Source organism: Streptomyces sp. MA5143a (genome assembly GCF_900290235.1).
Lineage (GTDB): Bacteria > Actinomycetota > Actinomycetes > Streptomycetales > Streptomycetaceae > Streptomyces.
Window position 1 is genome coordinate 1 of record NZ_OLMK01000015.1, and the last position, 25,802, is coordinate 25,802.

Annotated in this window: 20 protein-coding genes; 9 read left to right on the top strand and 11 right to left on the bottom strand. The window is 72.7% G+C overall.

All coding sequences use genetic code 11. From position 1 onward, the window contains the following. Positions 1 to 112 precede the first annotated feature (112 nt). From SMA5143A_RS07815 to SMA5143A_RS07825, 3 genes are read right to left on the bottom strand one after another with little or no spacing between them, the layout of a single operon-like run. Positions 113 to 1,270, bottom strand: coding sequence for an acetyl-CoA C-acetyltransferase (locus tag SMA5143A_RS07815; protein ID WP_107462182.1), 1,158 nt, complete (start codon positions 1,268 to 1,270; stop codon positions 113 to 115). 34 nt (positions 1,271 to 1,304) lie between these two features. Further along, a complete protein-coding gene (locus tag SMA5143A_RS07820; RefSeq protein WP_107462277.1) occupies positions 1,305 to 1,919 on the bottom strand; it encodes a TetR/AcrR family transcriptional regulator in 615 nt (204 codons plus the stop codon). Positions 1,920 to 1,933: 14 nt separating this feature from the next. Next, positions 1,934 to 2,722, bottom strand: a complete 789-nt coding sequence (locus SMA5143A_RS07825; RefSeq protein WP_107462183.1) for an SDR family oxidoreductase — start codon at positions 2,720 to 2,722, stop codon at positions 1,934 to 1,936. Between the two features lie 68 nt (positions 2,723 to 2,790). On the opposite strand from SMA5143A_RS07825, the gene SMA5143A_RS07830 reads away from it, so the two are divergent. The 3 genes from SMA5143A_RS07830 (at position 2,791) to SMA5143A_RS07840 (ending at position 6,046) form a co-directional block, all read left to right on the top strand. Further along, positions 2,791 to 3,933 (top strand): acyl-CoA dehydrogenase family protein, encoded by a 1,143-nt coding sequence (locus tag SMA5143A_RS07830; RefSeq protein ID WP_107462184.1) that lies wholly within the window; start codon positions 2,791 to 2,793, stop codon positions 3,931 to 3,933. Positions 3,934 to 3,949: 16 nt separating this feature from the next. Next, positions 3,950 to 4,918, top strand: a complete 969-nt coding sequence (locus SMA5143A_RS07835; RefSeq protein WP_107462185.1) for an acyl-CoA dehydrogenase family protein — start codon at positions 3,950 to 3,952, stop codon at positions 4,916 to 4,918. A gap of 198 nt (positions 4,919 to 5,116) precedes the next feature. Continuing rightward, positions 5,117 to 6,046: a rhomboid family intramembrane serine protease gene (locus tag SMA5143A_RS07840; protein ID WP_107462186.1), complete on the top strand. Its 930-nt coding sequence runs from the start codon at positions 5,117 to 5,119 to the stop codon at positions 6,044 to 6,046. 175 nt (positions 6,047 to 6,221) lie between these two features. Here SMA5143A_RS07840 and SMA5143A_RS07845 read toward each other — a convergent pair whose 3' ends face one another. From SMA5143A_RS07845 to SMA5143A_RS07855, 3 genes are all read right to left on the bottom strand, one after another. Beyond that, positions 6,222 to 7,682 (bottom strand): glutamate synthase subunit beta, encoded by a 1,461-nt coding sequence (locus SMA5143A_RS07845; RefSeq protein ID WP_107462187.1) that lies wholly within the window; start codon positions 7,680 to 7,682, stop codon positions 6,222 to 6,224. Continuing rightward, positions 7,675 to 12,279, bottom strand: a complete 4,605-nt coding sequence (gene gltB, locus SMA5143A_RS07850; protein WP_107462188.1) for a glutamate synthase large subunit — start codon at positions 12,277 to 12,279, stop codon at positions 7,675 to 7,677. Before gltB ends, SMA5143A_RS07845 begins: the two co-directional genes overlap by 8 nt. A gap of 372 nt (positions 12,280 to 12,651) precedes the next feature. Beyond that, on the bottom strand, positions 12,652 to 13,380 hold the full coding sequence (locus SMA5143A_RS07855; protein ID WP_107462189.1) for a VIT1/CCC1 transporter family protein: 729 nt from the start codon (positions 13,378 to 13,380) through the stop codon (positions 12,652 to 12,654). Positions 13,381 to 13,894: 514 nt separating this feature from the next. Here SMA5143A_RS07855 and SMA5143A_RS07860 point away from each other — a divergent pair. The 6 genes from SMA5143A_RS07860 to SMA5143A_RS07885 are packed head-to-tail and all read left to right on the top strand — an operon-like array spanning position 13,895 to position 20,872. Beyond that, positions 13,895 to 14,980 carry an ADP-ribosylglycohydrolase family protein gene (locus SMA5143A_RS07860; RefSeq protein WP_107462190.1) on the top strand — a complete coding sequence of 362 codons (1,086 nt, stop codon included), beginning with the start codon at positions 13,895 to 13,897 and terminating at the stop codon, positions 14,978 to 14,980. Beyond that, on the top strand, positions 14,977 to 16,260 hold the full coding sequence (locus SMA5143A_RS07865) for an ADP-ribosylglycohydrolase family protein (RefSeq protein ID WP_107462191.1): 1,284 nt from the start codon (positions 14,977 to 14,979) through the stop codon (positions 16,258 to 16,260). Before SMA5143A_RS07860 ends, SMA5143A_RS07865 begins: the two co-directional genes overlap by 4 nt. A 19-nt stretch (positions 16,261 to 16,279) precedes the next feature. Further along, complete coding sequence (locus SMA5143A_RS07870) at positions 16,280 to 17,452, top strand: ADP-ribosylglycohydrolase family protein (protein ID WP_107462192.1); 1,173 nt, start codon at positions 16,280 to 16,282, stop codon at positions 17,450 to 17,452. Next, positions 17,449 to 18,825: an ADP-ribosylglycohydrolase family protein gene (locus SMA5143A_RS07875; protein ID WP_107462193.1), complete on the top strand. Its 1,377-nt coding sequence runs from the start codon at positions 17,449 to 17,451 to the stop codon at positions 18,823 to 18,825. The genes SMA5143A_RS07870 and SMA5143A_RS07875 overlap by 4 nt, the downstream gene beginning before the upstream one ends. Continuing rightward, positions 18,822 to 20,021 (top strand): CaiB/BaiF CoA transferase family protein, encoded by a 1,200-nt coding sequence (locus SMA5143A_RS07880; RefSeq protein ID WP_107462194.1) that lies wholly within the window; start codon positions 18,822 to 18,824, stop codon positions 20,019 to 20,021. The genes SMA5143A_RS07875 and SMA5143A_RS07880 overlap by 4 nt, the downstream gene beginning before the upstream one ends. Positions 20,022 to 20,032: 11 nt before the next feature. Further along, complete coding sequence (locus SMA5143A_RS07885; protein WP_107462278.1) at positions 20,033 to 20,872, top strand: HpcH/HpaI aldolase/citrate lyase family protein; 840 nt, start codon at positions 20,033 to 20,035, stop codon at positions 20,870 to 20,872. Positions 20,873 to 20,976: 104 nt separating this feature from the next. Here SMA5143A_RS07885 and lgt read toward each other — a convergent pair whose 3' ends face one another. The 5 genes from lgt to trpM form a co-directional block, all read right to left on the bottom strand. Beyond that, complete coding sequence (gene lgt / locus SMA5143A_RS07890) at positions 20,977 to 22,143, bottom strand: prolipoprotein diacylglyceryl transferase (protein ID WP_107462195.1); 1,167 nt, start codon at positions 22,141 to 22,143, stop codon at positions 20,977 to 20,979. 126 nt (positions 22,144 to 22,269) lie between these two features. After that, entirely contained in the window at positions 22,270 to 23,046 is a 777-nt protein-coding gene (locus SMA5143A_RS07895) for a DsbA family protein (protein ID WP_181361779.1), read from the bottom strand. 116 nt (positions 23,047 to 23,162) lie between these two features. Continuing rightward, positions 23,163 to 23,981, bottom strand: coding sequence for a tryptophan synthase subunit alpha (gene trpA, locus SMA5143A_RS07900; RefSeq protein ID WP_107462197.1), 819 nt, complete (start codon positions 23,979 to 23,981; stop codon positions 23,163 to 23,165). After that, complete coding sequence (gene trpB / locus SMA5143A_RS07905; protein WP_107462198.1) at positions 23,978 to 25,267, bottom strand: tryptophan synthase subunit beta; 1,290 nt, start codon at positions 25,265 to 25,267, stop codon at positions 23,978 to 23,980. The genes trpA and trpB overlap by 4 nt, the downstream gene beginning before the upstream one ends. 189 nt (positions 25,268 to 25,456) lie before the next feature. Beyond that, entirely contained in the window at positions 25,457 to 25,798 is a 342-nt protein-coding gene (gene trpM, locus SMA5143A_RS43760; RefSeq protein WP_258193445.1) for a tryptophan biosynthesis modulator TrpM, read from the bottom strand. Positions 25,799 to 25,802: the final 4 nt, after the last annotated feature.

The following is a 25,802-nucleotide window of genomic DNA, read 5'->3' on the forward strand; positions in this document are numbered from 1 at the left end:
GCCAGGCCGCCAGGCCGCAGAGCCGCACGGCCGCACGGCCGCAGGGATACGGGCGGTCCCGGACCCCGCCCGGTTCGCTCGTAGCGGCTTCAGGGGTGGTCCGGGGCGGGCCTCACACCCGCTCGATGATCGTCACGTTCGCCTGGCCGCCGCCCTCGCACATGGTCTGGAGGCCGTAGCGGCCGCCTGTGCGTTCCAGTTCGTGCAGGAGGGTCGTCATGAGCTTGGCGCCCGTGGCGCCCAGGGGGTGTCCGAGGGCGATGGCGCCGCCGTTGACGTTGACCCTCTCCGGGTCGGCGCCCGTCTCCTTCAGCCAGGCGAGGACGACGGGCGCGAACGCCTCGTTGATCTCGACGAGGTCGATGGCGTCGAGGGAGAGGCCGGCCTTCTTCAGGGCGTACGCGGTCGCCGGTATCGGCGCGGTCAGCATCCGGATGGGGTCCTCACCGCGTACGGAGAGGTGGTGGACGCGGGCGCGCGGAGTGAGCCCGTGCTCCTCGACGGCCCGCTCGGAGGCGAGCAGCAGCGCGGCGGCGCCGTCGGAGACCTGCGAGGAGCAGGCGGCGGTGACGGTGCCCCCGTCGATGACGGGCTTCAGCGCGGCCATCTTCTCCAAGGACGTGTCCCGGCGCGGCCCCTCGTCGACGGTCACGTCCCCGTACGGCACGGTCTCCCGCTCGAAGCGGCCCTCGTCGACGGCCCGCACCGCCCGCCGGTGGGAGCGCAGCGCGTACTCCTCCTGGTCGCGGCGGCTGATGCCCCACTTCGCGGCGATCATCTCGGCACCGGCGAACTGGTTGACGGGCCGGTCCCCGTACCGGGCGCGCCAGCCCTCGCTGCCGGCGAACGGGCCCTCGGTGAGCCCGAGGGGCACGGCGGCCTGGCGGGAGGCGAAGGCGATGGGGACCATCGTCATGTTCTGGACGCCACCGGCGACGACGAGGTCCTGGGTGCCGGACAGGACGGCCTGGGCGGCGAAGTGCACGGCCTGCTGGGAGGAGCCGCACTGCCGGTCGACGGTGGTGCCGGGCACCTCCTCGGGCAGTCCGGCGGCCAGCCAGCTGGTGCGGGCGATGTCACCGGCCTGGGGTCCCACGGTGTCCAGGCAGCCGAAGACGACGTCCTCCACGGCCGCGGGGTCCACGCCCGCGCGCGCGACGAGCGCCTTCAGCACATGTGCGCCGAGGTCGGCGGGGTGCACCCCGCCGAGCCCTCCTCCGCGCCGCCCGACGGGCGTACGGACCGCTTCGACGATGTAGGCCTCGGCCATGGCGACTCCCCGGACTCCGGTCGTGAGTTGGTGGTCAGGTACGTACGGCGATCCCGTCCAGCACCATCGACAGGTACTGCCGGGCGATCTGCTCCGGGCTGTACTGCCCGCCGGGCCGGTACCAGGAGGCGGCGACCCACACGGTGTCGCGCACGAACCGGTAGGTGACCTTCGTGTCGAGGTCGGCCCGGAACTCCCCCTCGGTGACCCCGCGTTCCAGCGTGGACAGCCAGGTCTGTTCGAACTTGCGCTGCGACACCTCCAGGAACCCGAACCGGCGTTCCTGCGCGATCAGTTGCTTCGCCTCGTTCTGGTAGATCTCGACGGCCGCGCGGTGCCGGTCGATGGCCAGGAACGACTCGGTGACCAGGGAGCGGAAGGTCTCGCTGGGCCCCAGCCCGGCGGCCAGGACGGTGTCGTACTGCTCCCAGAGCTCGTCGAGGAAGGTCCGCAGGATCTCCTCGAGCATCGCGTCCTTGGAGTCGAAGTAGTAGTACAGGCTGCCCGCGAGCATGCCCGCGTCGTCCGCGATCCTGCGGACGGTGGTGGCGTTGTACCCCTGCTCGGCGAAGACCTCGGCCGCCCTGTCGAGGAGTTCACGACGGCGGGCGGGGGCGGCGGTCACCTGGGGCTTCTTCTTGGTCGGCACGCTGTTCATTGTCCTCAAGGGTGCTGGTTGCTGACGGACACGACCTCGCCCGTCAGGTACGAGGAGTAGCCGGACGCGAGGAACACGATCACGTTGGCCACCTCCCAGGGTTCGGCGTACCGCCCGAGGGCCTCGCGTGCGGTGAGTTCCGCCAGCAGTTCGGGGGTGGTCACCTTCACGAGGTGCGGGTGCATGGCGAGGCTCGGCGACACGGCGTTGACGCGGACCCCGTATCCGGCCGCCTCGACGGCCGCGCAGCGGGTCAGCGCCATCACGCCCGCCTTCGCCGCCGCGTAGTGCGCCTGCCCGGCCTGGGCGCGCCAGCCGACGACGGAGGCGTTGTTGACGATCACACCGCCGCCGGTCTCCCGCATGTGCCGCAGGGCCGCCCGGGTGCAGCGGAACGTGCCGCCCAGGGTCACGTCCAGCACCTTCGACCACTGCTCGTCGGTCATGTCGACGAGGTCCGAGGAGCCGCCGAGACCCGCGTTGTTGACGACGACGTCCAGCCGTCCGTGCAGCCGGACGGCCGTGGCGAACAGGGCGCGCACCTGGTCCTCGTCGGTCACGTCGCACGCCGTCGCCGTGACCGCGTCCGCGCCGAACTCCCCGGCCAGCTTGGCCTCGTGCTCCTTGAGGCGGCGGGGGTGCGCGTCGCTGATCAGGACGCGCGCGCCCTCCTCCAGGAAGCGTCGCGCGGTCGCCCCGCCGATGCCCGCGCCGGCCGCCGCGGTGATGACGGCGGTACGGCCGCGGAGGAGGCCGTGGGCGGGGACGTAGGTCGGAGGCTCGACGTTCGTCATGGGGGCACGCTAACCTACCAAACACTTGTTAGGGAAGGTTGGGTGCTTGCCCGGAAAGAGGTGACCCCGTGGACCTCGCCCATTCCCCCGCAGACGAGGCGTTCCGCGCGGAGGCCCGCGCCTGGCTGCGCGCGCGTGTGCCGTCCGTGCCGCTCCCCTCCCTGGAGACCGAGGAGGGCTTCGCCGCCCACCGTGCCTGGGAGGCCGAACTGGCGGCCGACCGCTGGTCGGTGGTGAACTGGCCGGCCGCGTACGGGGGCCGGGACTCGGGTCTGATCCGCTGGCTGGTCTTCGAGGAGGAGTACTACGCGGCGGGCGCCCCCGGCCGGGTCGGGCAGAACGGCGTCAACCTGCTCGCACCGACCCTGTTCGACCATGGGACGCGGGAGCAGCGGGCGCGGGTGCTGCCGCCGATGGCCTCGGGTGAGGTGGTGTGGGCGCAGGCGTGGTCGGAACCGGAGGCCGGCTCGGACCTGGCCGCGCTGACCTCGCGGGCGGTGCGTACGGACGGCGGCTGGCTGCTCAGGGGCCAGAAGACGTGGTCGTCGCGGGCGGCGTTCGCGGACCGCGCGTTCGGGCTGTTCCGCAGCGAGCCGGGCACCCCGAAGCCGCACCAGGGGCTGACGTACCTCATGTTCGACCTGCGCGCGCCCGGCGTGACGGTCCGCCCGATCGGCCGCCTCGACGGAAAGCCGGCCTTCGCGGAGCTGTTCCTGGACGACGTGTTCGTGCCGGACGAGGACGTCATCGGCGAGCCGGGACAGGGCTGGCGGATCGCGATGTCGACGGCCGGCAACGAACGCGGGCTGACACTCCGCTCCCCCGGCCGCTTCCTTGCCTCCGCCGCGCGGCTGCGCGACCTGTGGGAGGCCCGGGGCCGCCCGGCGACCGCCCGCGACCAGGTGGCCGACGCCCTGATCGGCGCCCGCGCCTACGAGCTGTTCACCTGGGCGAGCGCCTCCCGCTTCCTCGACGGCGAGTCCCTGGGCCCCGAGTCCAGCCTCAACAAGGTGTTCTGGTCGGAGTACGACATCGCCCTGCACGAGACGGCACTGGACCTCCTGGGCGAGGAGGGCGAGCTCGCGGACACCGACTGGTCCGAGGGCTATGTCTTCTCCCTCGCCGGGCCCGTCTACGCCGGCACCAACGAGATCCAGCGGGACATCATCGCCGAACGCCTGCTGGGCCTGCCGAGGGGGCGTCGGACATGAAGAAGGAGTCCCGCTGATGCGCTTCCTCCTCGACGCCGAGCAGCGGGCGTTCACCGCGTCGCTGGACGCGATGCTCACGGCCGCGGACACCCCGGCGGTCGTGCGGGCCTGGGCCCATGGGGAGCGCGCGGCGGGGCGGGCGCTGTGGGCGCGGGTCGCGCGGGCCGGCGTGTTCGCGCTGGCGGCGCCGGAGGCGTACGAGGGGGTGGGCCCCCTGCCCGTCGAACTCACGCTCGCCTTCGTGGAGTTGGGGCGGCACGCCGTACCGGGCCCGCTCGTGGAGACGGTGGTGGCCACGGTGCTCCTCGCCGGACTGGACGACCCGGGCCCGGCGAAGCGGCTGCTCCCGGCGCTGGTGTCGGGGGAGGCGATGGCCACGGTCACCCCACCGGGGTCGCCGTACGCGCTGGACGGGGACGCGGCGACCACCCGTCTGTCCCTGAGCGGGCCCGAACTGCGGCTGTCACCCGGCCACGGCCCGGTCCGCCCGTCCCTCGACCCGTCACGCCGCCTGACGCCCCTGTCCCCAGGCGGTGAACTCCTCGCCACCGATCCGCCCGTCGCCCGAGCGGTCCTGTGGGCGCGGCTCGCGGTCGCCGCGCAGGCCCTCGGCGTCGGCCTGACCCTCCTGGACAGGACGGTGGCGTACGTCGGGCAGCGCACCCAGTTCGGGGTGCCCGTCGGCTCGTTCCAGGCGGTGAAGCACCGGCTGGCCGACGCGAAGGTGGCCCTGGAGTTCGCGCGCCCGCTGGTGTTCGGCGCGGCGGTCACCCTGGACCCGGCGGACGTGGCCGCCGCCAAGGTCATGGCCTGCGAGGCGGCGTACCGGGCCGCCCGCACGGCGCTCCAGTCGCACGGCGCGATCGGCTACACCGCGGAGTACGACCTGTCGCTGTGGCTGACGAAGGCCCGTGCGCTGCGCTCGGCGTGGGGGTCGCCGGACGACTGCCGGGAGACGGTGCTCAGGGGTGGCCGCCGCCGGTGAACCGCCGGCACTCCTCCGGGGGCCCACGCCACGGCCTCCGGGGGTCGCCGAGGACGGGATCACCCCCGACACCCTCCCCCCACCCCGCGCGCACCCCCCATACGCCTCCCCGTCACCCGTCGCCCCCGACGGTTCGCTATTTTGTTCGCCGCCGTCCTCACCGGCTCGTCATCAGTCCGCATCCCCAAGGAGCCGGCCGTGGAACCCCAGCCCCCGTCGTCGTCCGAGCCCGCCGTCACCACCTGCTACCGGCACCCCCAGGTGGAGGCGTACGTCCGCTGCACGCGGTGCGACCGCTTCATCTGCCCGGACTGCATGTGTGAGGCCGCCGTGGGCCACCAGTGCCCCGAGTGTGTGAAGGAGGGCGCCCGGACCGTCCGTCAGGCCCGCACCGCCTTCGGCGGCCGGATCTCGGCGGTGCCCCTGGTGACGTACGTCCTCATCGGCCTCAACGTCCTCGCCTATGTGGCCGAACTGGTCCGCCCCTCCGTCGTCGACGACTTCGCGACGCTGGGCCGGGGCCTCACCGGCCCGGACGGCCTGCGCTACGTCTGGCAGGCCGTCTATCCGTCCGACTTCCACCCCGAGGGCGTCATCGACGGCGAGTGGTACCGCCTCCTCACCGGGGCGTTCCTCCACCTCCCGCCCACCGAGGGCACGTTCGGCGTCCTCCACATCGTGATGAACATGGTCACGCTGTGGAACGTCGGCCGGATCGTCGAGGCCCAGCTGGGCCGCGCCCGCTACCTCGCCCTCTACCTCCTGTCCGCCCTCGGCGGTTCGGTGCTCGTCCTGCTCCTCGCCCCGGACGCCCGCACGGTCGGCGCCTCCGGCGCGCTCTTCGGCGTCTGCACCGCGTACTACGTCCTCGCCCGCCGCCTCGGCGCCGACCCCAGGGGCATCAACCGCTTCATGGCGGGCCTGCTGATCTGGCTGGTGCTCTCGGCGGTCGTCACCTCCTGGCAGGGCCACCTCGGCGGCCTGCTCACCGGCGGCCTCATCGCCCTCGCCTACGCCTACGCCCCCCGCGACCGCCGCCGCGTCCTCGTCCAGGCGAGCGCCTGCGCGGTGGTCCTCGCTCTCCTGCTGGTGCTGGCGGTGGCGAAGGTCGCGGCGATGACGAGCTGAGCGCGGTGGGGCGCCCCACCCCGTCCGCCCCACCGCGTCCGCACATGCGACAGCGCCTGCCCAGTCGTCCGGTCGGGGACTGGCGGGCAGGCGCCATCTTGTGTTCCGTACGCCGTTGTACGGGACGTATGGGGGTGACCCGCAGGTCACCCGGTGGGTGCGGTCGGTGCGGTCGTCAGACCGTCAGCGAGCGGTCCGTGGGCCTGATCGGCGCCGGCAGGTCGCTCGCGCCCGTCAGGAAGCGGTCGCAGCCGCGGGCGGCCGAGCGGCCCTCCGCGATCGCCCAGACGATGAGCGACTGGCCGCGGCCGGCGTCACCGGCGACGAACACACCCGGCACGTTGGTCTGGAAGTCGGCGTCGCGGGCGATGTTGCCGCGCTCGTCGAGCTCCAGGCCGAACTGCTCGACCAGGCCGTTCTCCCGGTCGGTGCCGGTGAAGCCCATCGCGAGGGTGACCAGCTGGGCGGGGATCTTGCGCTCCGTGCCCGGCTTCTGCGTCAGCTTGCCGTCGACGAACTCGACCTCGACGAGGTGCAGCCACTGGACGTTGCCGTCCTCGTCGCCCTCGAAGTGGGTGGTGGAGACGGAGTAGACCCGCTCGCCGCCCTCCTCGTGCGCCGAGGTGACCTTGTAGAGCATCGGGAAGGTCGGCCAGGGCTGGTGGGGGGCCCGGTCCTCGCCCGGCTTCGGCATGATCTCCAGCTGGGTGACGGAGGCCGCGCCCTGGCGGTGGGCGGTGCCCACGCAGTCCGCGCCGGTGTCGCCGCCGCCGATGACCACGACGTGCTTGCCCTCGGCCGTGATGGGGGGCGCCACGAAGTCGCCCTCCTGCACCTTGTTGGCCAGCGGCAGGTACTCCATGGCCTGGTGGATGCCGTTCAGCTCACGGCCGGGCACCGGCAGGTCGCGCGCGGTCGTGGCACCGGCGGCGATCACGACGGCGTCGTACCGCTTCTTCAGGTCCGTCGCCTTGAGGTCGCGGCCGATCTCGATGCCGGTACGGAAGCGGGTGCCCTCCGCCCGCATCTGCTCGATACGGCGGTTGATGTGCCGCTTCTCCATCTTGAACTCGGGGATGCCGTAGCGGAGCAGACCGCCGACGCGGTCCGCGCGCTCGTACACCGCGACCGTGTGACCGGCCCGCGTCAGCTGCTGCGCCGCCGCGAGACCCGCCGGGCCCGAGCCGATGACCGCGACCGTCTTGCCGGACAGGCGCTCAGGGGCCTGGGGCGCGACGTCGCCGCCGTCCCACGCCTTGTCGATGATCGAGACCTCGACGTTCTTGATGGTGACGGCCGGCTGGTTGATGCCGAGCACACACGCCGACTCGCACGGGGCCGGGCACAGCCGGCCCGTGAACTCCGGGAAGTTGTTCGTGGCGTGCAGGCGCTCGGAGGCGGCCGCCCAGTCCTCGCGGTAGGCGTAGTCGTTCCACTCCGGGATGAGGTTCCCCAGCGGACAGCCGTTGTGACAGAACGGGATGCCGCAGTCCATGCAGCGGGACGCCTGCTTCGAGATGATCGGGAGCAGCGAACCCGGGACGTAGACCTCGTTCCAGTCCTTCAGCCGGACGTCGACGGGGCGGGACTTGGCGACCTCGCGGCCGTGGTTGAGAAAGCCCTTGGGATCAGCCATTGGTCGCCGCCTCCATCATCTTCTCGGTGATCTCGGTCTCGGAGAGACCGGCTCGCTCGGCGGCGTCCTTGGCGGCGAGCACTGCCTTGTACGTGCTGGGGATGATCTTGCTGAAGCGGGTCACGGCCTCGTCCCACTCCGCGAGCAGCTTCTCGGCGACCGTGGAGCCGGTCTCCTCGGCGTGGCGGCGCACCACGTCGTGCAGCCACTGCTTGTCGGTGTCGTCGAGCGCCTCGACGGCGTTCACGTTGCCGACGTTGACGTTGTCGCGGTCGAGGTCGATGACGTACGCGACGCCGCCGGACATACCGGCCGCGAAGTTGCGGCCCGTCTCGCCGAGGACGACCGCGTGACCGCCGGTCATGTACTCGCAGCCGTGGTCGCCCACGCCCTCGGAGACGACCAGCGCGCCGGAGTTGCGGACGCAGAACCGCTCGCCCGTGCGACCGCGCAGGAACAGCTCGCCGCCGGTCGCGCCGTAGGCGATGGTGTTGCCCGCGATCGTCGAGTACTCGGCGAGGTGGTCGGCGCCCCGGTCGGGACGGACGATCACCCGGCCGCCGGAGAGGCCCTTGCCGACGTAGTCGTTGGCGTCGCCCTCCAGGCGCAGCGTGACACCGCGCGGGAGGAAGGCGCCGAAGGACTGGCCCGCGGAGCCGGTGAAGGTGATGTCGATGGTGTCGTCGGGCAGGCCCGCGCCACCGAACTTCTTCGTCACCTCGTGGCCGAGCATGGTGCCGACCGTGCGGTTGATGTTGCGGACCTTGACCTGGGCGCGCACGGGCTGGGCCTCGGTCGCGTCGGAGGCGGCCAGGGCGTCCGCGGCGAGCTTGATCAGCTCGTTGTCGAGCGCCTTCTCCAGGCCGTGGTCCTGCTCGATGAGCTGGTGGCGGACCGCGCCCTCGGGGAGCTCGGGCACGTGGAACAGCGGCTCCAGGTCCAGGCCCTGCGCCTTCCAGTGGTCGACGGCGCGCTCCACGTCGAGGACCTCGGCGTGGCCGACGGCCTCCTCGATGGAGCGGAAGCCCAGCTCGGCCAGCAGTTCGCGGACCTCCTCGGCGATGAACCGGAAGAAGTTCACGACGTACTCGGCCTTGCCGGAGAACCGGTCGCGCAGCGTCGGGTTCTGCGTGGCGATGCCGACGGGGCAGGTGTCGAGGTGGCAGACGCGCATCATGACGCAGCCGGAGACGACGAGCGGCGCGGTCGCGAAGCCGAACTCCTCGGCGCCGAGCAGCGCGGCGATGACCACGTCACGGCCGGTCTTCAGCTGGCCGTCGGTCTGGACGACGATGCGGTCGCGCAGGCCGTTGAGCAGCAGGGTCTGCTGGGTCTCGGCGAGGCCGAGCTCCCAGGGACCGCCGGCGTGCTTCAGCGAGGTCAGCGGGGAGGCACCGGTGCCTCCGTCGTGACCCGAGATGAGCACGACGTCCGCGTGGGCCTTGGACACACCGGCCGCGACCGTGCCGACGCCGACCTCGGAGACCAGCTTCACGTGGATGCGGGCCTGCGGGTTGGCGTTCTTGAGGTCGTGGATCAGCTGCGCCAGGTCCTCGATGGAGTAGATGTCGTGGTGCGGCGGCGGGGAGATCAGGCCCACGCCCGGCGTCGAGTGACGCGTCTTCGCGACCCACGGGTACACCTTGTGGCCGGGCAGCTGGCCGCCCTCACCGGGCTTGGCGCCCTGGGCCATCTTGATCTGGATGTCGTCCGCGTTGACCAGGTACTCGGAGGTCACACCGAAGCGGCCGGAGGCGACCTGCTTGATGGACGACCGGCGCGCCGGGTCGTACAGGCGCTCGGGGTCCTCGCCGCCCTCACCGGTGTTGGACTTGCCGCCCAACTGGTTCATGGCGATGGCGAGGGTCTCGTGCGCCTCCTTGGAGATGGAGCCGTACGACATGGCGCCGGTCGAGAACCGCTTGACGATCTCGGAGACGGGCTCGACCTCGTCGAGGGGGATCGGCTGCCGGTCCGACTGGAAGCCGAACAGGCCGCGCAGCGTCATCAGCCGCTCGGACTGCTCGTTCACCCGCTCGGTGTACTTCTTGAAGATGTCGTAGCGGGCCGCGCGCGTGGAGTGCTGGAGGCGGAAGACCGTCTCCGGGTCGAACAGGTGCGGTTCGCCCTCGCGGCGCCACTGGTACTCGCCGCCTATCTCCAGGGCGCGGTGCGCCGGGGCGATGCCGGAGGCGGGGTACGCCTTGGCGTGGCGGGCGGCGACCTCCTTGGCGACGACGTCGATGCCGACGCCGCCGATCTTGGTGGCCGTGCCGTTGAAGTACTTCTCGACGAAGTCGTCCGCGAGGCCGACGGCCTCGAAGACCTGGGCGCCGCGGTAGGAGGCCACGGTGGAGATGCCCATCTTCGACATGACCTTCAGGACGCCCTTGCCGAGGGCGTAGATCAGGTTGCGGATGGCCTGCTCGGCCTCGATACCGGAGAGGAACGTGCCGGCGCGGACGAGGTCCTCGACGGACTCCATCGCCAGGTACGGGTTGACGGCGGCGGCGCCGTAGCCGATGAGCAGGGCGACGTGGTGGACCTCGCGGACGTCACCGGCCTCGACCAGCAGGCCCACCTGGGTGCGCTGCTTGGTGCGGATGAGGTGGTGGTGCACGGCCGCGGTGAGCAGCAGCGACGGGATCGGCGCGTGCTCGGCGTCCGAGTGGCGGTCCGACAGGACGATCAGCCGGGCGCCGTTCTCGATGGCGGCGTCGGCCTCGGCGCAGATGTCCTCGATGCGCGCGGCGAGGGCGTCACCGCCACCGGAGACCCGGTACAGGCCGGAGAGGGTCGCGGCCTTCATGCCGGGCATGTCGCCGTCGGCGTTGATGTGGATGAGCTTGGCCAGCTCGTCGTTGTCGATCACCGGGAAGGGCAGGGTGACGCTGCGGCACGAGGCGGCGCTCGGCTCCAGGATGTTGCCCTCGGGGCCCAGCGAGGAGCGCAGCGAGGTGACCAGCTCCTCGCGGATCGCGTCCAGCGGCGGGTTGGTGACCTGCGCGAACAGCTGGGTGAAGTAGTCGAACAGCAGCCGGGGGCGGGAGGACAGCGCCGCGATCGGCGAGTCGGTGCCCATGGAGCCGATCGGCTCGGCGCCGGCCTTGGCCATCGGCGCGAGGATGACGCGCAGCTCCTCCTCGGTGTAACCGAAGGTCTGCTGGCGGCGGGTGACCGAGGCGTGGGTGTGCACGATGTGCTCACGCTCGGGCAGGTCGGACAGCTCGATCTCGCCGGCCTCCAGCCACTCCGCGTAGGGGTGCTCGGCGGCGAGGCCGGCCTTGATCTCGTCGTCCTCGATGATGCGGTGCTCGACGGTGTCGACGAGGAACATACGGCCGGGCTGGAGGCGGCCCTTGCGGACGACCTTCGCGGGGTCGATGTCGAGGACGCCGACCTCGGAGCCGAGGACGACGAGGCCGTCGTCGGTGACCCAGTAGCGGCCGGGGCGCAGTCCGTTGCGGTCGAGGACCGCGCCGACCTGCTTGCCGTCGGTGAAGGTGACACAGGCCGGGCCGTCCCAGGGCTCCATCATCGTGGAGTGGAACTGGTAGAAGGCGCGGCGGGCCGGCTCCATGGAGTCGTGGTTCTCCCACGCCTCCGGGATCATCATCAGCACGGAGTGCGGGAGGGAACGGCCGCCGAGGTGGAGCAGTTCGAGCACCTCGTCGAAGGACGCCGAGTCGGAGGCGTCCGGCGTACAGATCGGGAAGATCCGCTCCAGCTTGTCCTGCGGGCCGAACAGGTCGGAGGCGAGCTGGGACTCGCGGGCGACCATCCAGTTGCGGTTGCCCTTGACCGTGTTGATCTCGCCGTTGTGCGCGACGAAGCGGTACGGGTGGGCGAGCGGCCACGACGGGAACGTGTTGGTGGAGAACCGGGAGTGCACGAGCGCGATCGCGGAGGCGAAGCGGCGGTCGGACAGGTCCGGGAAGAAGGGCTCCAGCTGGCCGGTGGTCAGCATGCCCTTGTAGACGATGGTCCGCGCGGACAGCGAGGGGAAGTAGACGTCGACCTCGCGCTCGGCGCGCTTGCGCAGCACGAACGTCCTGCGGTCGAGGTCGATGTCCGTGGCGGGCACCGTGGCGCCGTCGGCGACGAAGATCTGACGGAAGGCGGGCATCGTCGAGCGGGCCGTGGCGCCGAGCAGCTCGGGCGCGACGGGCACCTCGCGCCAGCCGAGGACGTTCAGGCCCTCCTCGGCGGCGATGGCCTCGATACGGGCGGCCGCGTCGTCGGCGCCGTCCTGGGGCAGGAAGGCGATGCCGACCGCGTACGCGCCGGCCTCGGGCAGCTCGAATTCGGCCACCTCACGGAAGAAGCCGTCGGGCACCTGGGAGAGGATGCCGGCGCCGTCGCCGGAGTCCGGCTCGGAGCCGGTGGCACCGCGGTGTTCCAGGTTGCGCAGAACGGTGAGCGCCTGCTCGACCAGCGCATGGCTCGCCTCGCCGGTGAGGGTGGCCACGAAGCCGACGCCACAGGCGTCGCGCTCGTTGCGGGGGTCGTACATACCCTGCGCAGCAGGGCGAGCATCCATGAACGACCACTTCTGGCCATTCGTGGAGTGCTGGGACGGCTGGCGCGGCGTACGCATCGGCTCTCCCGTCGTCGTCATCTGGCATATGCAAATTGCCGAGGGACGACGTTGGCCCTCTGCGCGGAGTGCAAAATTTCGTGCAGGTTACATGATGGAGCGCTTCTCGGGAACCGGGATAGTTCGTTCCAACATGCGGACGCCGCGGCGCTGAGCGGGTGCGGCGCACGGCGGCGGGAGCAAGGGGAGTCATCCGGACAGATCCATGTCCTTCGACTCGATGTGCGGGGGGCGTCGTCGCTCCCTGCGGCAAGGTGCGGTGCAGGCGTCATTGCCGGCGGCGCTTACGGCTCATGCCCAGTGGTTAAGCATTCGAAACCGCCTGGTAACGACTACTTATACGGCGCCTCGCATACGTAGCCATCCGATTCATCATACGGCCGCACCGAACAGTGTGCCCAGGGCGTAGGTCACACCGGCCGCGGCACCCCCGAGGGCCAGCTGACGCAGCCCGCTGAACCACCAGCTCCTGGCCGTCACCTTCGCCACCAGGGCACCACAGGCGAAGAGTCCCAGCAACGCCACCAGCACGGCGGGCCACAGCACGCTCGCGCCGAGCAGGTACGGCAGCACGGGCAGCAGGGCGCCGAGCGCGAAGGAACCGAAGCTCGACACGGCGGCGACGGTGGGCGAGGGGAGGTCGCCGGGGTCGATGCCCAGCTCCTCACGGGCGTGGATCTCCAGGGCCTGCTCGGGATCGCGCGAGAGCTGTCTCGCGACCTCGCGGGCGAGCTCCGGCTCGACGCCGCGCGCCTCGTAGAGGGCGGCCAGCTCCTTCTCCTCGTCCGCGGGGTGCTTGCGCAACTCGCGCCGCTCGACATCCAGTTCCGCCTCGACGAGTTCGCGCTGGGAGGCCACGGAGGTGTACTCGCCGGCCGCCATCGAGAAGGCCCCGGCGGCCAGCCCCGCGAGCCCGGCGACGACGACCGCCTCCCGGCCGGCCGTCCCGCCGGCGACACCGGTCATCAGCGCCAGGTTGGAGACGAGCCCGTCCATCGCCCCGAACACGGCGGGCCGCAGCCAGCCGCCGTTCACGTCCCGGTGGGTGTGGTTGTCGCGGTGCGCCACGTGGAGCGCTGCTTCGGTCTCAATGATCGCCATACGTCGAACGTACGCTCGGAAAATCGCTTCTGCCAGCAAGGAAGGCCGTACTTACCTGCGACTGAGCGGTAGTTCGGGGGTGTTCGAGGAATGGGTGCCGCTCATTCGTACAAGACCCCGCACAGATGTCGACCGGGTGATACCGGGACGTTCCGGGGCCCGGTCGGGCACGCGATGTGGCAGAGATCTTCACAGAGAAATCTTCAGAACGGATCAACTGCCCATAGTGCCGCGCGGGACCCACCGGTCGGAGCACGCACGGGGCACCGAGGAGCCATCGGCGCCACCAGGTCGCCGCGGGCGCGGCACCGGACACACCGGGGCCGTCGGCACCCCGTCCCCGGCACACCCGGGTGGCCGCAACCCCCGGCGGCGCACCACGCGCAGCGGCCCGGACACCGCCCTCCCGCCCTCCCACCCACACCACCGAGCAGCCGCGCCGACCCCGCCCCACTCCTCCGAACCCCCTCGGACACGATCCACTGGACCGGCCCTCGGGCCAGAGAGGCGTCCTATGCCTTCGATCGCCTGCGTCCCCCCGGCCCCGCTGCCGGGGGACGCCACCGGTCTTCGCGAGCGGGCGCGCGGCGCCATGCTCGGGCTCGCCGTCGGGGACGCGCTGGGGGCGCCCGCGGAGAACATGAAGCCCTCCGAGATCCGCGCCCGCTGGGGCCGCATCACGGGGTACGTCGCCGAGAACCCCGCGGGCACGGACGACACCGAGTACGCCATCTTCTCCGGGCTGCTGCTGGCCCGGCACGGCTCGGCGCTCACCGTCACCCATGTGGAGACGGCCTGGCACCAGTGGATCGCGGACCTGGACGAGGGGCCCTTCCGGGGCGCCGGCTTCAGCGAGCGCGGCACCCTGGAGAACCTCCGCCGGGGACTGGCCGCCCCCATCTCCGCGCAGCACCGGCACGCCTGGAGCGACGGTCTGGCGATGCGCGCGGCCCCCTTCGGCGTCTTCGCCGCGGGCCGCCCCGTCGAGGCCGCCCGACTGGTCGCCGTCGACGGCTCGGTCAGCCACGACGGAGAGGGCATCTACGGAGGTCAGGCGGTCGCGGCGGGCGTGGCGGCGGCGATGGCGGGCGCGCCGACCATCTCGGTCGTGGCCTCCGCCCTGGCCGTCGTCCCGGACGACTCCTGGACCGCGCGCTCGCTGCGCCGGGCGGTCGCCGTCGCCCACCGGGGCGAGCGCGCGGTCCGTTCCGCCGTGGTCGTCGGCGGTTACCCGTGGACGGATCTGGCACCCGAGGCGGTCGCCCTCGCGTTCGGCGCGTACGCGGCGGCCGACGGCGACTTCACGGAGTCCGTCCTCACCGCGGTCAACATGGGCCGCGACGCCGACACGACCGCGGCCGTGGCGGGCGCCCTGGCCGGCGCCACGCACGGCGCCTCGTCCATCCCCGCGGAGTGGACGACGCCCATCGGCCCCGCACGGGGCAGTTGCCTCCCCTCCATGGCCGGCCACCACGTCCTGGACGTGGCCGAGCTGCTCACCCCGGACGACTGCGCCAAGTGGATCACCGGCCCCCTCCCCCCGACCCGGCCCGCCCCGTCCGCCTACACCCCGGCCCCCGAGGAGGAGCCCCACCCATGAACCCCCCGAGCCCCTGGGACGAGGGCCCGACAGGCACACCCCTCACCCTGACCCCGCCCACCCCGTCCGAGGACCCCACGGAGCCATCGCCCCTCGTCCTCACCCCGCCCACCCCGACCCCGTCCGAGGACCCCACGGAGCCCCCGCCCCCCGCCGGGGCCCGGTCCAGAATCGAGGGCCTCCTCCTCGGCCTCGCGGCGGGTGACGCCGCCGGCTGGCCCGCCGGCCGGCACCGCGCCGCCCGTATGCCCGAGTGGACCCGCCGCCTCACCCGCGAACTCGACACCTTCGCCGAGCAGAACGCGACGACCACCCTCCCCGTCCCCATCGCCCTCAACCAGCCCCCCGAGCCGCTCCGCCTCGGCCCCTCCGACGACGCGGAATGGGCGGCGTTCGCCGCCGAGGCCCTCCTGCGCGCCGGGGACGCCGCCGCGCTGGGCGACCTGAGCCTGGAGCGCCGCACCCGCGCCTCCATCGACCTGTCCTGGAACACCGTCGCCAGCGAGATCGCCGCGGCCGCGGAACGCGCCCCCGAGGTCGAGTCCGCCGTGCTCCCCCTGCGCGCCCGCATCTCCGTACGGGCGGGACTCGGCAACCTCGCCACCGGCCTGCGTCCGCCCGCCACCGGCCACGACAACCCGCACTACTTCGACGACGCGGCCTGTGTACGCGCCTGCGTGCTCGCGGTGGCCCACCCGGGAGACCCCCGAAGCGCCGCCGAACTCGCCGAGTTCGACGCCCGCTACACCCAGGACGGCGACGGTGTGCACGGCGCCCGCGCGATGGCCGCCGCCCTCGCGCTCGCGCTCGCCGGCGCGGACGTCGACGCGTGCGCCGAGGCGGCCCTCGCCGAACTCCCCGCCGAGACCGAGATCGGCCGCAACGCCCGCCACGCCCTGGACCTGGCCCACCGCCACACAAGAGAAGGAACATTCGCTCTCGTGCCGCTACTGGAGCACCAGATCGTCGACCACGTCTACAGCTACGGCATCGCCGCCGCCGAGACGGTGCCCGTAGCCCTCGCCCTGGCCACCGCCGCCCGCGGCCGGATCGCCGAGGCCGTCCCCGCCGCCGCCTGCCTCTCCCGGGTCGCCGACTCCGCGCCCGCGCTCGCCGGAGCCCTGACCGGCGCGCTCGGCGGCGCCTCCGCCGTCCCCGACACCTGGCGGGACGCCTGCCGCACCCTCTCCGGCTGCGCCCTGCCCCGCCTCACCGGTACGGATCTCGTACACCTCGCCGAACTTCTCGCAGCCACGGAACTCGCCACCACGGGTGGATGATTCGGGCATGACGCCCCCTATGGAAGCCCATCGCCACGCAGTGCCCCATACCGACGCGGGTCTGGAGGAACGCATCACCGGCGCCCTGGTCGGTGCCGCCGTCGGCGACGCCCTCGGCGGCCCGGTCGAGGGCTACACCCCGGAGCAGATCCTCGAACGACACGGCGGCCGCGTCCACGGCATCGTCGGCCCCTGGAACGGCGACGAGTGGCGCACCGCCCGCCCGATCGCCCCGTACCACAAGGGCGACGGCCACGTCACCGACGACACCTTGATGACGCACGCGCTGGTGCGGGTGTACGAGCGGGTCCGCGACCACCTCGACGCGTACGCGATCGCCGAGCACCTGGTCCCCGACCTGATGACCACCCCGCGCTGGATCCCGGAGCTGGAGGCGGAGGCCCTCCCCCTGCAACGGGTCTTCCTCGCCGAGAAGTGGCTGGTGGCCCGGCTGCACTACGGCCACGTCGACCCCCGCGAGGCCGGCGCCGGAAACATCGTCAACTGCGGTGCCGCGATGTACATGGCACCGGTCGGCCTGGTCAACGCGGCCGACCCGAGGGGCGCGTACGCCGAGGCCCTCGACATCGCGGGCGCCCACCAGTCGTCGTACGGCAGGGAGGCGGCTGGCGTGTTCGCGGCGGCCGTCGCGGCGGCGTGCGCGCCGGACGCCACCGCGCGGTCGGTGGTCGACACCTGTGTGCGGCTGGCGAAGGACGGCACGCGCGCCGCGATCGAGGCGGTGTGCGAGGTGGCGTCCCGGCACGCGGACTTCGAGTCGGCGCTGAAGCCGTTGCGGGAGGCGGTGACGCCCTTCGACACGGTCGGCCCCGACTACCGCGCCCCCTCCCTGGGCGCCCGCCGCCCCTCCCGGCTCCACTCCATCGAGGAACTCCCCGTCGCGCTGGGCATGGTGCTGGTGGCCCGCGGCGACTACCGCCACGCGGTGCTGGGTTCGGTGAACTACGGCCGCGACTGCGATTCCATCGCCACCATGGCGGGCGCCCTGGCCGGGGCGCTGGGCTCGGACGTGCCCGCGGACTGGGCGAAGACGGTCGCCGAGGCGAGCCGCCTGGATCTGCACGCGCCGGCCACGGCGCTGACGGAGGTCGCGCTTCAGATCCACGAGCGGGACGTACGCCGCCGCCGCGCCCACGAGGCCGCGTTCACCACCCTGGCGGGCACCCGGTGACCGCCCTCCGCCTCACCTGGGTCCAGCCCGAGGACCTCCTAGGCCACGAGCTCCAGCAGGCCGCCCAGGACGGCCGGGCGCCGGCCGCCATCGCCACCCGCTGGAAGAACGCGGGCGGCCCCCCGGCCCCGCTCCGCGCCGGCGCCTCCCCCCAACCGGCCTCCCGCTACCTGCGGTTGCTGGCCGAGGACCTGCTGGACGAACTGGAGGACCTGCCCAGCCGGTCGGCGCACCGGGAGCCGACGGAACTCGACCGGATCAAGGCCCTGTGCCCCGACTGGCCCACCGCGCGCGGCAGCGCCGTCGGCGGGACGGCCGGGGACCCGGCGGCCCTGGAGGCCGCCTGGCTGGGCCGAGCCGTCGGCTGCCTCCTCGGCAAACCCGTCGAGAAGCTCCCCCTGACCGCCATCCGGCAGCTCGCCCAGACCGCCGGGAACTGGCCCCTGACCACCTACTTCACCGCGCGGGGCGTCCCCGACGACCTGCTGCGGGCCCACCCGTGGAACCGCCGCTCGGCGCACACCTCCCTCGCCGAGAACATCGACGGCATGCCCGAGGACGACGACCTCAACTACCCGCTCCTCAACCTGCTGCTGCTCCAGCGGCACGGCCCCGGCTTCACCACCACCGACGTGGCCGCCCTCTGGCTCGACGAACTCCCCGCGGGCCGCACGTTCACCGCCGAACGCGTCGCCTACCGCAACCTGCTCAGCGGCATCGAGCCGCCCCGTACCGCCCGCCACCGCAACCCGTTCCGCGAGTGGATCGGCGCCCTGATCCGCGCCGACGTCCACGGCTGGACCCACCCGGGCGACCCGGCTGCCGCGGCCGAGCAGGCCCACCGCGACGCCACCCTCACCCACACCGCGAACGGCGTGTACGCGGCGATGTTCGTGGCGGCCGTCATCGCCGAGGCCGCCACCGGCGCCCACGACATCCACCACTGCCTGCGCACCGGCCTCACCGTCGTCCCCGAGCACTCCCGCCTGGCGGAAGCGATCCGCCACGCCCTGCGACTGGCCGCCGAGGAGCGGGACTTCGACCGGATCGTGGACACGCTCCACACCACCTACGCCGACCACCACTGGGTCCACGTCCTCCCCAACACGGCCCTGCTGACGGCCGCCCTCACCCACGCGGACGGCGACTTCACCGCCTCCGTCTGCCGAGCGGTGTCGGGCGGCTGGGACACCGACTCCAACGGCGCCACGGCGGGCAGCGTCGCGGGCCTCCTCGCCGGTTCCCCCCGGGCGCTCCCCGACCGGTGGACGGCGCCCCTCAAGAACCGCCTGGCCACCTCGGTCGCCGACTTCGACGGCGTCGGCTTCGACGCCCTGGCCCACCTCACCCACCGGGAGATCCGCCGCTCATGACCCAGGCGTACGACCCCCCGCTCCGTCATCTGCGCGTCCTCGACCTCGCCACGCTCTTCGCCGGCCCCCTCGCCGCCACGATGCTCGGCGACTTCGGCGCGGAGGTCATCAAGGTCGAGCACCCCACGAAGCCCGATCCGTCGCGCGGCCACGGCCCCTCGAAGGACGGCGTGGGCCTGTGGTGGAAACTCCTCGGCCGCAACAAGCGCACCCTGACGCTGAACCTCTCGACGCCGGGCGGCCGGGACACCCTCCTCCGGCTCGCCACCACCTCCGACGTGATCATCGAGAACTTCCGCCCCGGCACCCTGGAGCGGTGGGGCCTCGGCTGGCCGGAGCTGTCCGCCGTCAACCCGCGCCTGGTGCTGGCCCGCGTGACCGGCTTCGGCCAGTTCGGCCCCTACGCGCGCCGCCCCGGTTTCGGCACGCTCGCCGAGGCGATGAGCGGGTTCGCCGCGATCACCGGCGAGCCGGACGCCCCGCCGGTGCTCCCGCCGTTCGGCCTCGCCGACTCCATCGCGGGCCTGGCGACGGCGTACGCGGTGATGACCGCGCTCGCCGCGCGTGACCGCACGGGCGAGGGGCAGACGGTGGACATGGCGATCATCGAGCCGATCCTCACCGTCCTCGGCCCCCACCCCCTCTGGTACGACCAGCTGGGCCACGTCCAGCCCCGCACGGGCAACCGCTCCGCGAACAACGCGCCCCGCAACACCTACCGCACGGCGGACGGCTCCTGGGTGGCCGTGTCGACCTCCGCCCAGTCCGTCGCGGAGCGGGTGCTGCGCCTGGTCGGACGTCCGGAACTGATCGACGAGCCGTGGTTCGGTTCGGGTGCGGAACGGGCCCGCCACGCGGACGTCCTGGACGAGGCGGTCGGCGGGTGGATCGCCCGCCACACCCGCGATGAGGTCGTCGAGGCCTTCGAGAAGGCGGAGGCGGCGGTCGCCCCCATCCAGGACGTGCGGGAGGTGATGACCGACCCCCAGTACCGGGCCCTCGACACGATCACCACCGTCGACGACCCCGAGCTGGGCCCGCTGCGCATGCAGAACGTCCTCTTCCGGCTCTCCGCGACACCGGGCGCCATCCGCTGGGCGGGCCGCCCGCACGGCGCGGACACGGACGCGGTCCTGACCGAGCTGGGTCTGACCGGCACGGACATCGCTGCCCTCCGCGAGGAGGGCGCCCTGTGACCGTCCGTCCCGTGACCTCCGTCCCGCTGACCTGGCTGTACGTCCCCGGCGACCGCCCCGAGGTGGTGGTCAAGGCGCTGGCCTCCGGCGCGGACGTCGTGATCGTGGACCTGGAGGACGCGGTCGCCGCCGACCGCAAGGAGTACGCGCGGTCCGCTACCGCCGAGCTGCTCTCGCAGCCGCCGCCCCTCCCCGTCCACGTCCGGGTGAACGCCCTGGACACCGTGTACGCCGAGGACGATCTCCGGACACTGGCCCCGCTGCCCGGCCTGGGCGCCCTGCGCCTGCCGAAGATCTCGGCCGCCGCCCAGGTGGTGCGCGTCGCGGAGCGCGCCGCCCCCGCCGACGGCGGGGCACTCCCCCTCCACCCCCTGCTGGAGTCGGCGCTCGGCGTGGAACGGGCGTACGAGATCGCCGCCGCCCACCCGTCGGTCCAGGGCATCGCGCTCGGTGAGGCGGACCTCCGCGCCGACCTCGCCGTCCGCGACGACCGCGCGCTCGACTGGCCCCGTTCCCGGGTGATCGTCGCCGCCCGCGCCGCGGGGCTGCCCTCTCCGGCGCAGTCCATCCACCCGGACACCAAGGACCTCGACGGTCTGGCCCGCTCCTGCGCGCACGGCCGGGCCCTGGGGTTCCTCGGCAGGGCCGCGATCCACCCCCGCCAGCTCCCGGTCATCGAACGCGCCTACGCCCCGACCCCGGCGGAGATCGAGTCCGCCGAGCACATCGTCGAGGCCGCCAACGCGAGGCCCGGTGCCCAGGCGCTCCCCACGGGTCACTTCATCGACCCGGCGATCCTGGCGCAGGCCCGCCGCACCCTGACCCTCGCCCACCGCGCCACGAGGACCTGACCGGCGCCGGTCCGGAAAGCCGAACGCCCACCCGCCTGATCCGGCGGGTGGGCGGGGACGACGTCCGTCGCGAGGCGGCGGGGCGCAGCGGGGCGAGCGGGGCCTCAGCTCTTCTCGGCGGCCTGAGGCGCGGCGTCCGGGACCTGCGCGTCCTTCTCGGCCTTCACGTCCTTCTCGGCCTTCACGTCCTTCTCGGCCTTCGCGTCCTTCTCGGCCTTCGCGTCGCCTTCGGCCTTCGCGTCCGTCTTCTCCTCGGCCGTCCCGGAAGCCCTGTCCGCGGGCTTACCGGAGTCGGTGCCCTTGTCGGCGGCCTTCTCCGTGGTCTCCGTGGTCTCCGCGGGCTTCGCGGGCTTCTCGGACTTGGACGCCTTGTCGGCGGCCTCGCCGGTCTCCTCCGACTCCGTATCCGTGTCCGCGTCCTTCTTCAGGGCGGTGGAGTCGTCGTCGCCGTCACCGGCGCCCGGCTCGACGATCTCCTCACGCCCCGGCCGCTTCCGGGCCGACAGCACGATGTAGATCACGGCGAGGACGAAGACGAACAGCGCGGTCCAGTTGTTGAGCCGCAGGCCCAGAATGTGGTGCGCGTCGTCGACCCGCATGTACTCGATCCAGAACCGGCCCGCGCAGTACGCGGCGACGTACAGCGCGAACGCCCGCCCGTGCCCGAGCCGGAACCGCCGGTCGGCCCAGATGACCAGCACCGCGACGCCGATGCACCACAGCGACTCGTACAGGAAGGTCGGGTGGTAGGTGCCCGGCATCCGCCCGTCCGTGGAGGACGTGATCTCCAGGGCCCACGGCAGATCCGTCGGCCTGCCGTACAGCTCCTGGTTGAACCAGTTGCCCCACCGCCCGATCGCCTGGGCGAGGGCGATGCCCGGAGCGACGGCGTCGGCGTACGCGGGCAGCGGGATACCACGGCGGCGGCAGCCGATCCACGCCCCGACGGCGCCGAGGGCGATCGCGCCCCAGATGCCGAGGCCGCCCTCCCACACCTTGAAGGCGTCCACCCAGTCACGGCCCTCGCTGAAGTACAGCTCGTAGTCCGTGATCACGTGGTAGAGCCGGCCGCCGATCAGGCCGAAGGGAACGGCCCAGACCGCGATGTCGGCGACCGTGCCGGCGCGCCCGCCCCGGGCGACCCAGCGTTTGTTGCCGAGCCAGACGGCTACGAAGACACCGATGATGATGCAGAAGGCGTAGCCGCGCAGCGGGACGGGACCGAGGTACAGCACCCCGCGCGACGGGCTGGGAATGTAGGCAAGTTCCATGGCAGGGTCGACGCTACCCTGCCGGGCCCGGCCGACGGCGGGCGGCCCGGCAACGGGTCCATAACGCCGCCCCGTGAACTCCCGGACACCACAGGGGTTCCCGTGGCCCCGGGCGCCCCCACGGTCTCAGCCCTGGGTGTTCTTCTCCACCATCTGCTTCAGCTTGGCCGGGGTCATCGACCGGTCGGCGTAGATGTTGGTGCCGTTGAGGAAGACGCTCGGGGTGCCGCCGTAGCCGCCCTTCTGGAAGGCCTCGTTCGACTTCGCGACCCAGGCGTCGTGCGTGCCCTTCTCCACGCAGGTGCGGAAGGCGGCGGTGTCGAGGCCGTCGACCTTCTTGGCCAGGTCGATCAGCGTGCTGTTCCGCGAGAAGGCGTCGTCGGTCTCGGGCGGCTGGTTCTCGTAGAGCACGTCGTGGTACGCCGGGAACTTGCCGACGTTCTGCGCGCACGCGGCGGCGTTGGCGGCCTTGCGGGAGCCGCTGCCGCCCATGTTCCCGTCGATCAGCGTGACCAGGCGGTACTCCACTTTCAGCTGACCGGCCTCGGTCAGTTCGTGGATCGTCGGACGGTACGCGTCCTCGAAGGACTTGCAGGCCGGGCAGCGGAAGTCCTCCCAGACGGTGAGGGTGGACTTGGCGCCGGCGTCCCCCACGGGGAGCGCCAGGCTGTTCTCGCCGTTGGCCCCGGAGGGCACCACGACCGGGCCGGAGGCTTCGCCGCCGTCGTCCTTGCCCGCTTTCGCCGCGACGACGCCGATCACGGCGGCCAGCCCCAGGACACACACCACCGAGGCACCCACGATCAACGCCCGACGGCGCTTCTCGGCGGCCTTCTGCTTCTCGCGCTCCTCCGCCAGCCGCTCACGGGCGGTGCGCTTTCCCTCACGGTTCTTCTCGCTCACATCCCGCAGAACGAACCGGGGAGGCGCACCGCGCCTCCCCGGTCCCACTTCCACCCCTTCGAGTGAGCGGATGACCCGTTACGTCCCGTCGGCCCCGTACGACAAACGGGTGAACGTCACGCGCTCCGGCGCACGCCCTTGGCGAGGTCGCCGGCCAGCTCCCGTACGGCGTCCAGGCCGGCCGCCTCGTCCGGGGCGTCCAGCATCCGCTTCACGAACGCGGAGCCGACGATCACCCCGTCGGCGAACCCGGCGACCTCGGCGGCCTGCTCGGCGTTGGAGACGCCGAGGCCGACGCAGACCGGCAGCCCGGAGCCCGTGGCCCGGGTGCGTTCCACCAGGTCCTGGGCCTGCGCGCCGACCGACTCGCGGGTTCCCGTGACACCCATCAGCGAGGCCGCGTAGACGAAGCCGCTGCCCGCCGCGGTGATCTCGGCGAGGCGGGCGTCCTTGCTGCTGGGCGCGACCACGAAGACCGTGCCGAGGCCGTGCTTCTCGGCGTGCTCCCTCCACAGCGCCGACTCCTGGACGGGCAGGTCCGGCAGGATGCAGCCCGCGCCACCGGCCTCGGCCAGCTCGGCGGTGAAGCGCTCCACGCCGTAGCGGTCGATGGGGTTCCAGTACGTCATGACGAGGACGGGCTTGCCGGTGGCCTCGAAGGCCTCCCGCACCGTGCGCATCACGTCCGCGATCTTGACGCCGCCGCGCAGGGCGATGTCGTCGGCGGTCTGGATGACAGGACCGTCGAGGACCGGGTCGCTGTGCGGCAGACCGACCTCGACGACGTCGGCGCCGCCCTCGAAGACGGCCTTGATGGCGGCGATACCGCCGTCGACGGTCGGGAACCCGGTCGGCAGATAGGCGATGAGCGCGGACCGCCCCTCCGCCTTGGCGGCGGCGAGGGTGTCACTCAACAGCTGGATGTTCCCGCTCACTTGGCGTCCCCCTCGATCTCGGCGGTGTCGGCGGCGTTGGCGGCGACCTCGGCGTCGGTCCCCTCGTCGTAGAGGCCGAAGTAGCGGGCCGCGGTGTCCATGTCCTTGTCGCCGCGCCCGGACAGGTTGACCACGATCAACCCGTCCTTGCCCAGCTCCCTGCCGACCTCCAGGGCACCGGCGAGGGCGTGGGCGCTCTCGATCGCCGGGATGATGCCCTCGGTGCGCGACAGCAGACGCAGTGCCTGCATGGCCGCGTCGTCGGTGACCGCGCGGTACTCGCCGCGGCCGCTGTCCTTGAGGTAGGAGTGCTCGGGGCCGATGCCCGGGTAGTCCAGACCGGCCGAGATCGAGTACGGCTCGGTGATCTGCCCCTCCTCGTCCTGGAGGACGTACGACCGCGAGCCGTGCAGGATGCCCGGCTCGCCGGCGGTCAGGGTCGCCGCGTGCTCGCCGGTCTCGACGCCGTGGCCCGCGGGCTCGCAGCCGATGAGCCGTACGGAGGCGTCCGGGATGAAGGCGTGGAAGAGGCCGATGGCGTTGGAGCCGCCGCCCACACAGGCCACGGCCGCGTCGGGCAGCCGTCCGGCGCGCTCCAGGAGCTGCCGCCGGGCCTCGACCCCGATGACCCGGTGGAAGTCGCGGACCATGGCGGGGAAGGGGTGCGGGCCTGCGACCGTGCCGAACAGGTAGTGGGTGCGGTCGACGTTGGCCACCCAGTCGCGGAACGCCTCGTTGATGGCGTCCTTGAGGGTCCGGGAACCGGACTTCACGGCGACGACCTCCGCGCCCAGCATGCGCATACGGGCCACGTTGAGGGCCTGGCGCCGGGTGTCGATCTCGCCCATGTAGATGGTGCAGTCGAGGCCGAAGAGGGCGCAGGCCGTCGCGGTGGCGACGCCGTGCTGGCCCGCGCCGGTCTCGGCGATGACCCGGGTCTTGCCCATGCGCTTGGTGAGCAGGGCCTGCCCCAGCACATTGTTGATCTTGTGGGAGCCGGTGTGGTTGAGGTCCTCGCGCTTGAGGAACACCCGGGCTCCACCGGCGTGCTCGGCGAACCGGGGCACCTCGGTCAGCGCGCTCGGCCGGCCGGTGTAGTGGACGAGCAGGTCGTCGAGCTCGCGCGCGAACTCGGGGTCGGCCTTCGCCTTGTCGTACTCGACGGCGACCTCGTCCACGGCGGCGACCAGCGCCTCCGGGATGAACTTGCCGCCGTACGCGCCGAAGTACCCCTCGGCGCTGGGGACCTGACCCTGGGGGTCGGGAATGAAGAACTCGCTGGACATGCGCTTACCTCACAGGGGCAACGGCCCCGATGTCGAACGGACGATGAGAGGCCCATACAGGGACGTCACCGGGGACGGACGGCGCGGGGCAGCCGCGGGTGGCCGCTCGTGCGGCGCCGCGGGTCCGGCCGCAGCCGTACGCGTCCTCCGGTGGACAGGCGTCACCCGGTGTGCGGAGCGGAGATCGGCTCAGCTCACCGCGGGTGACACGGGCCGGGGCCATCGCATGCCGTTCACCTGGCCCGGCTCGTCACCGATGACATAGCGGACCCGGCGCCCGTGGACCCGGCGCGCGGGCGCCCGGCAGCCACGGGGACGGCACCCGCGCGCGAGGCGGGCGTAGGGGTCCCTGGCGGTCATGGTGAGCGAGAACATCGGGGCACAGCCTACCGGCCCGATCTCACCCGTGTGAGGGATACCGGGCTCGGTCGTACCGGCCATGGGCGGGGCCGTCGTGGCCGCCCGTACGCACCCCGCGGCCCCGGCCGGGACGTGCCCGGACCGGTCGGCGGCGGTGGTGCGATCGGTCATGGCG

Bases quoted from the DNA above. Each gene is read 5' to 3' on its own strand.
- SMA5143A_RS07815 (WP_107462182.1), bottom strand. From the start codon at position 1,270: ATGGCCGAGGCCTACATCGTCGAAGCGGTCCGTACGCCCGTCGGGCGG.
- SMA5143A_RS07825 (WP_107462183.1), bottom strand. From the start codon at position 2,722: ATGACGAACGTCGAGCCTCCGACCTACGTCCCCGCCCACGGCCTCCTC.
- SMA5143A_RS07835 (WP_107462185.1), top strand. From the start codon at position 3,950: ATGCGCTTCCTCCTCGACGCCGAGCAGCGGGCGTTCACCGCGTCGCTG.
- SMA5143A_RS07845 (WP_107462187.1), bottom strand. From the start codon at position 7,682: ATGGCTGATCCCAAGGGCTTTCTCAACCACGGCCGCGAGGTCGCCAAG.
- gltB (WP_107462188.1), bottom strand. From the start codon at position 12,279: ATGCGTACGCCGCGCCAGCCGTCCCAGCACTCCACGAATGGCCAGAAG.
- SMA5143A_RS07855 (WP_107462189.1), bottom strand. From the start codon at position 13,380: ATGGCGATCATTGAGACCGAAGCAGCGCTCCACGTGGCGCACCGCGAC.
- SMA5143A_RS07860 (WP_107462190.1), top strand. From the start codon at position 13,895: ATGCCTTCGATCGCCTGCGTCCCCCCGGCCCCGCTGCCGGGGGACGCC.
- SMA5143A_RS07865 (WP_107462191.1), top strand. From the start codon at position 14,977: ATGAACCCCCCGAGCCCCTGGGACGAGGGCCCGACAGGCACACCCCTC.
- SMA5143A_RS07870 (WP_107462192.1), top strand. From the start codon at position 16,280: ATGGAAGCCCATCGCCACGCAGTGCCCCATACCGACGCGGGTCTGGAG.
- SMA5143A_RS07880 (WP_107462194.1), top strand. From the start codon at position 18,822: ATGACCCAGGCGTACGACCCCCCGCTCCGTCATCTGCGCGTCCTCGAC.
- lgt (WP_107462195.1), bottom strand. From the start codon at position 22,143: ATGGAACTTGCCTACATTCCCAGCCCGTCGCGCGGGGTGCTGTACCTC.
- trpB (WP_107462198.1), bottom strand. From the start codon at position 25,267: ATGTCCAGCGAGTTCTTCATTCCCGACCCCCAGGGTCAGGTCCCCAGC.
- trpM (WP_258193445.1), bottom strand. From the start codon at position 25,798: ATGACCGATCGCACCACCGCCGCCGACCGGTCCGGGCACGTCCCGGCC.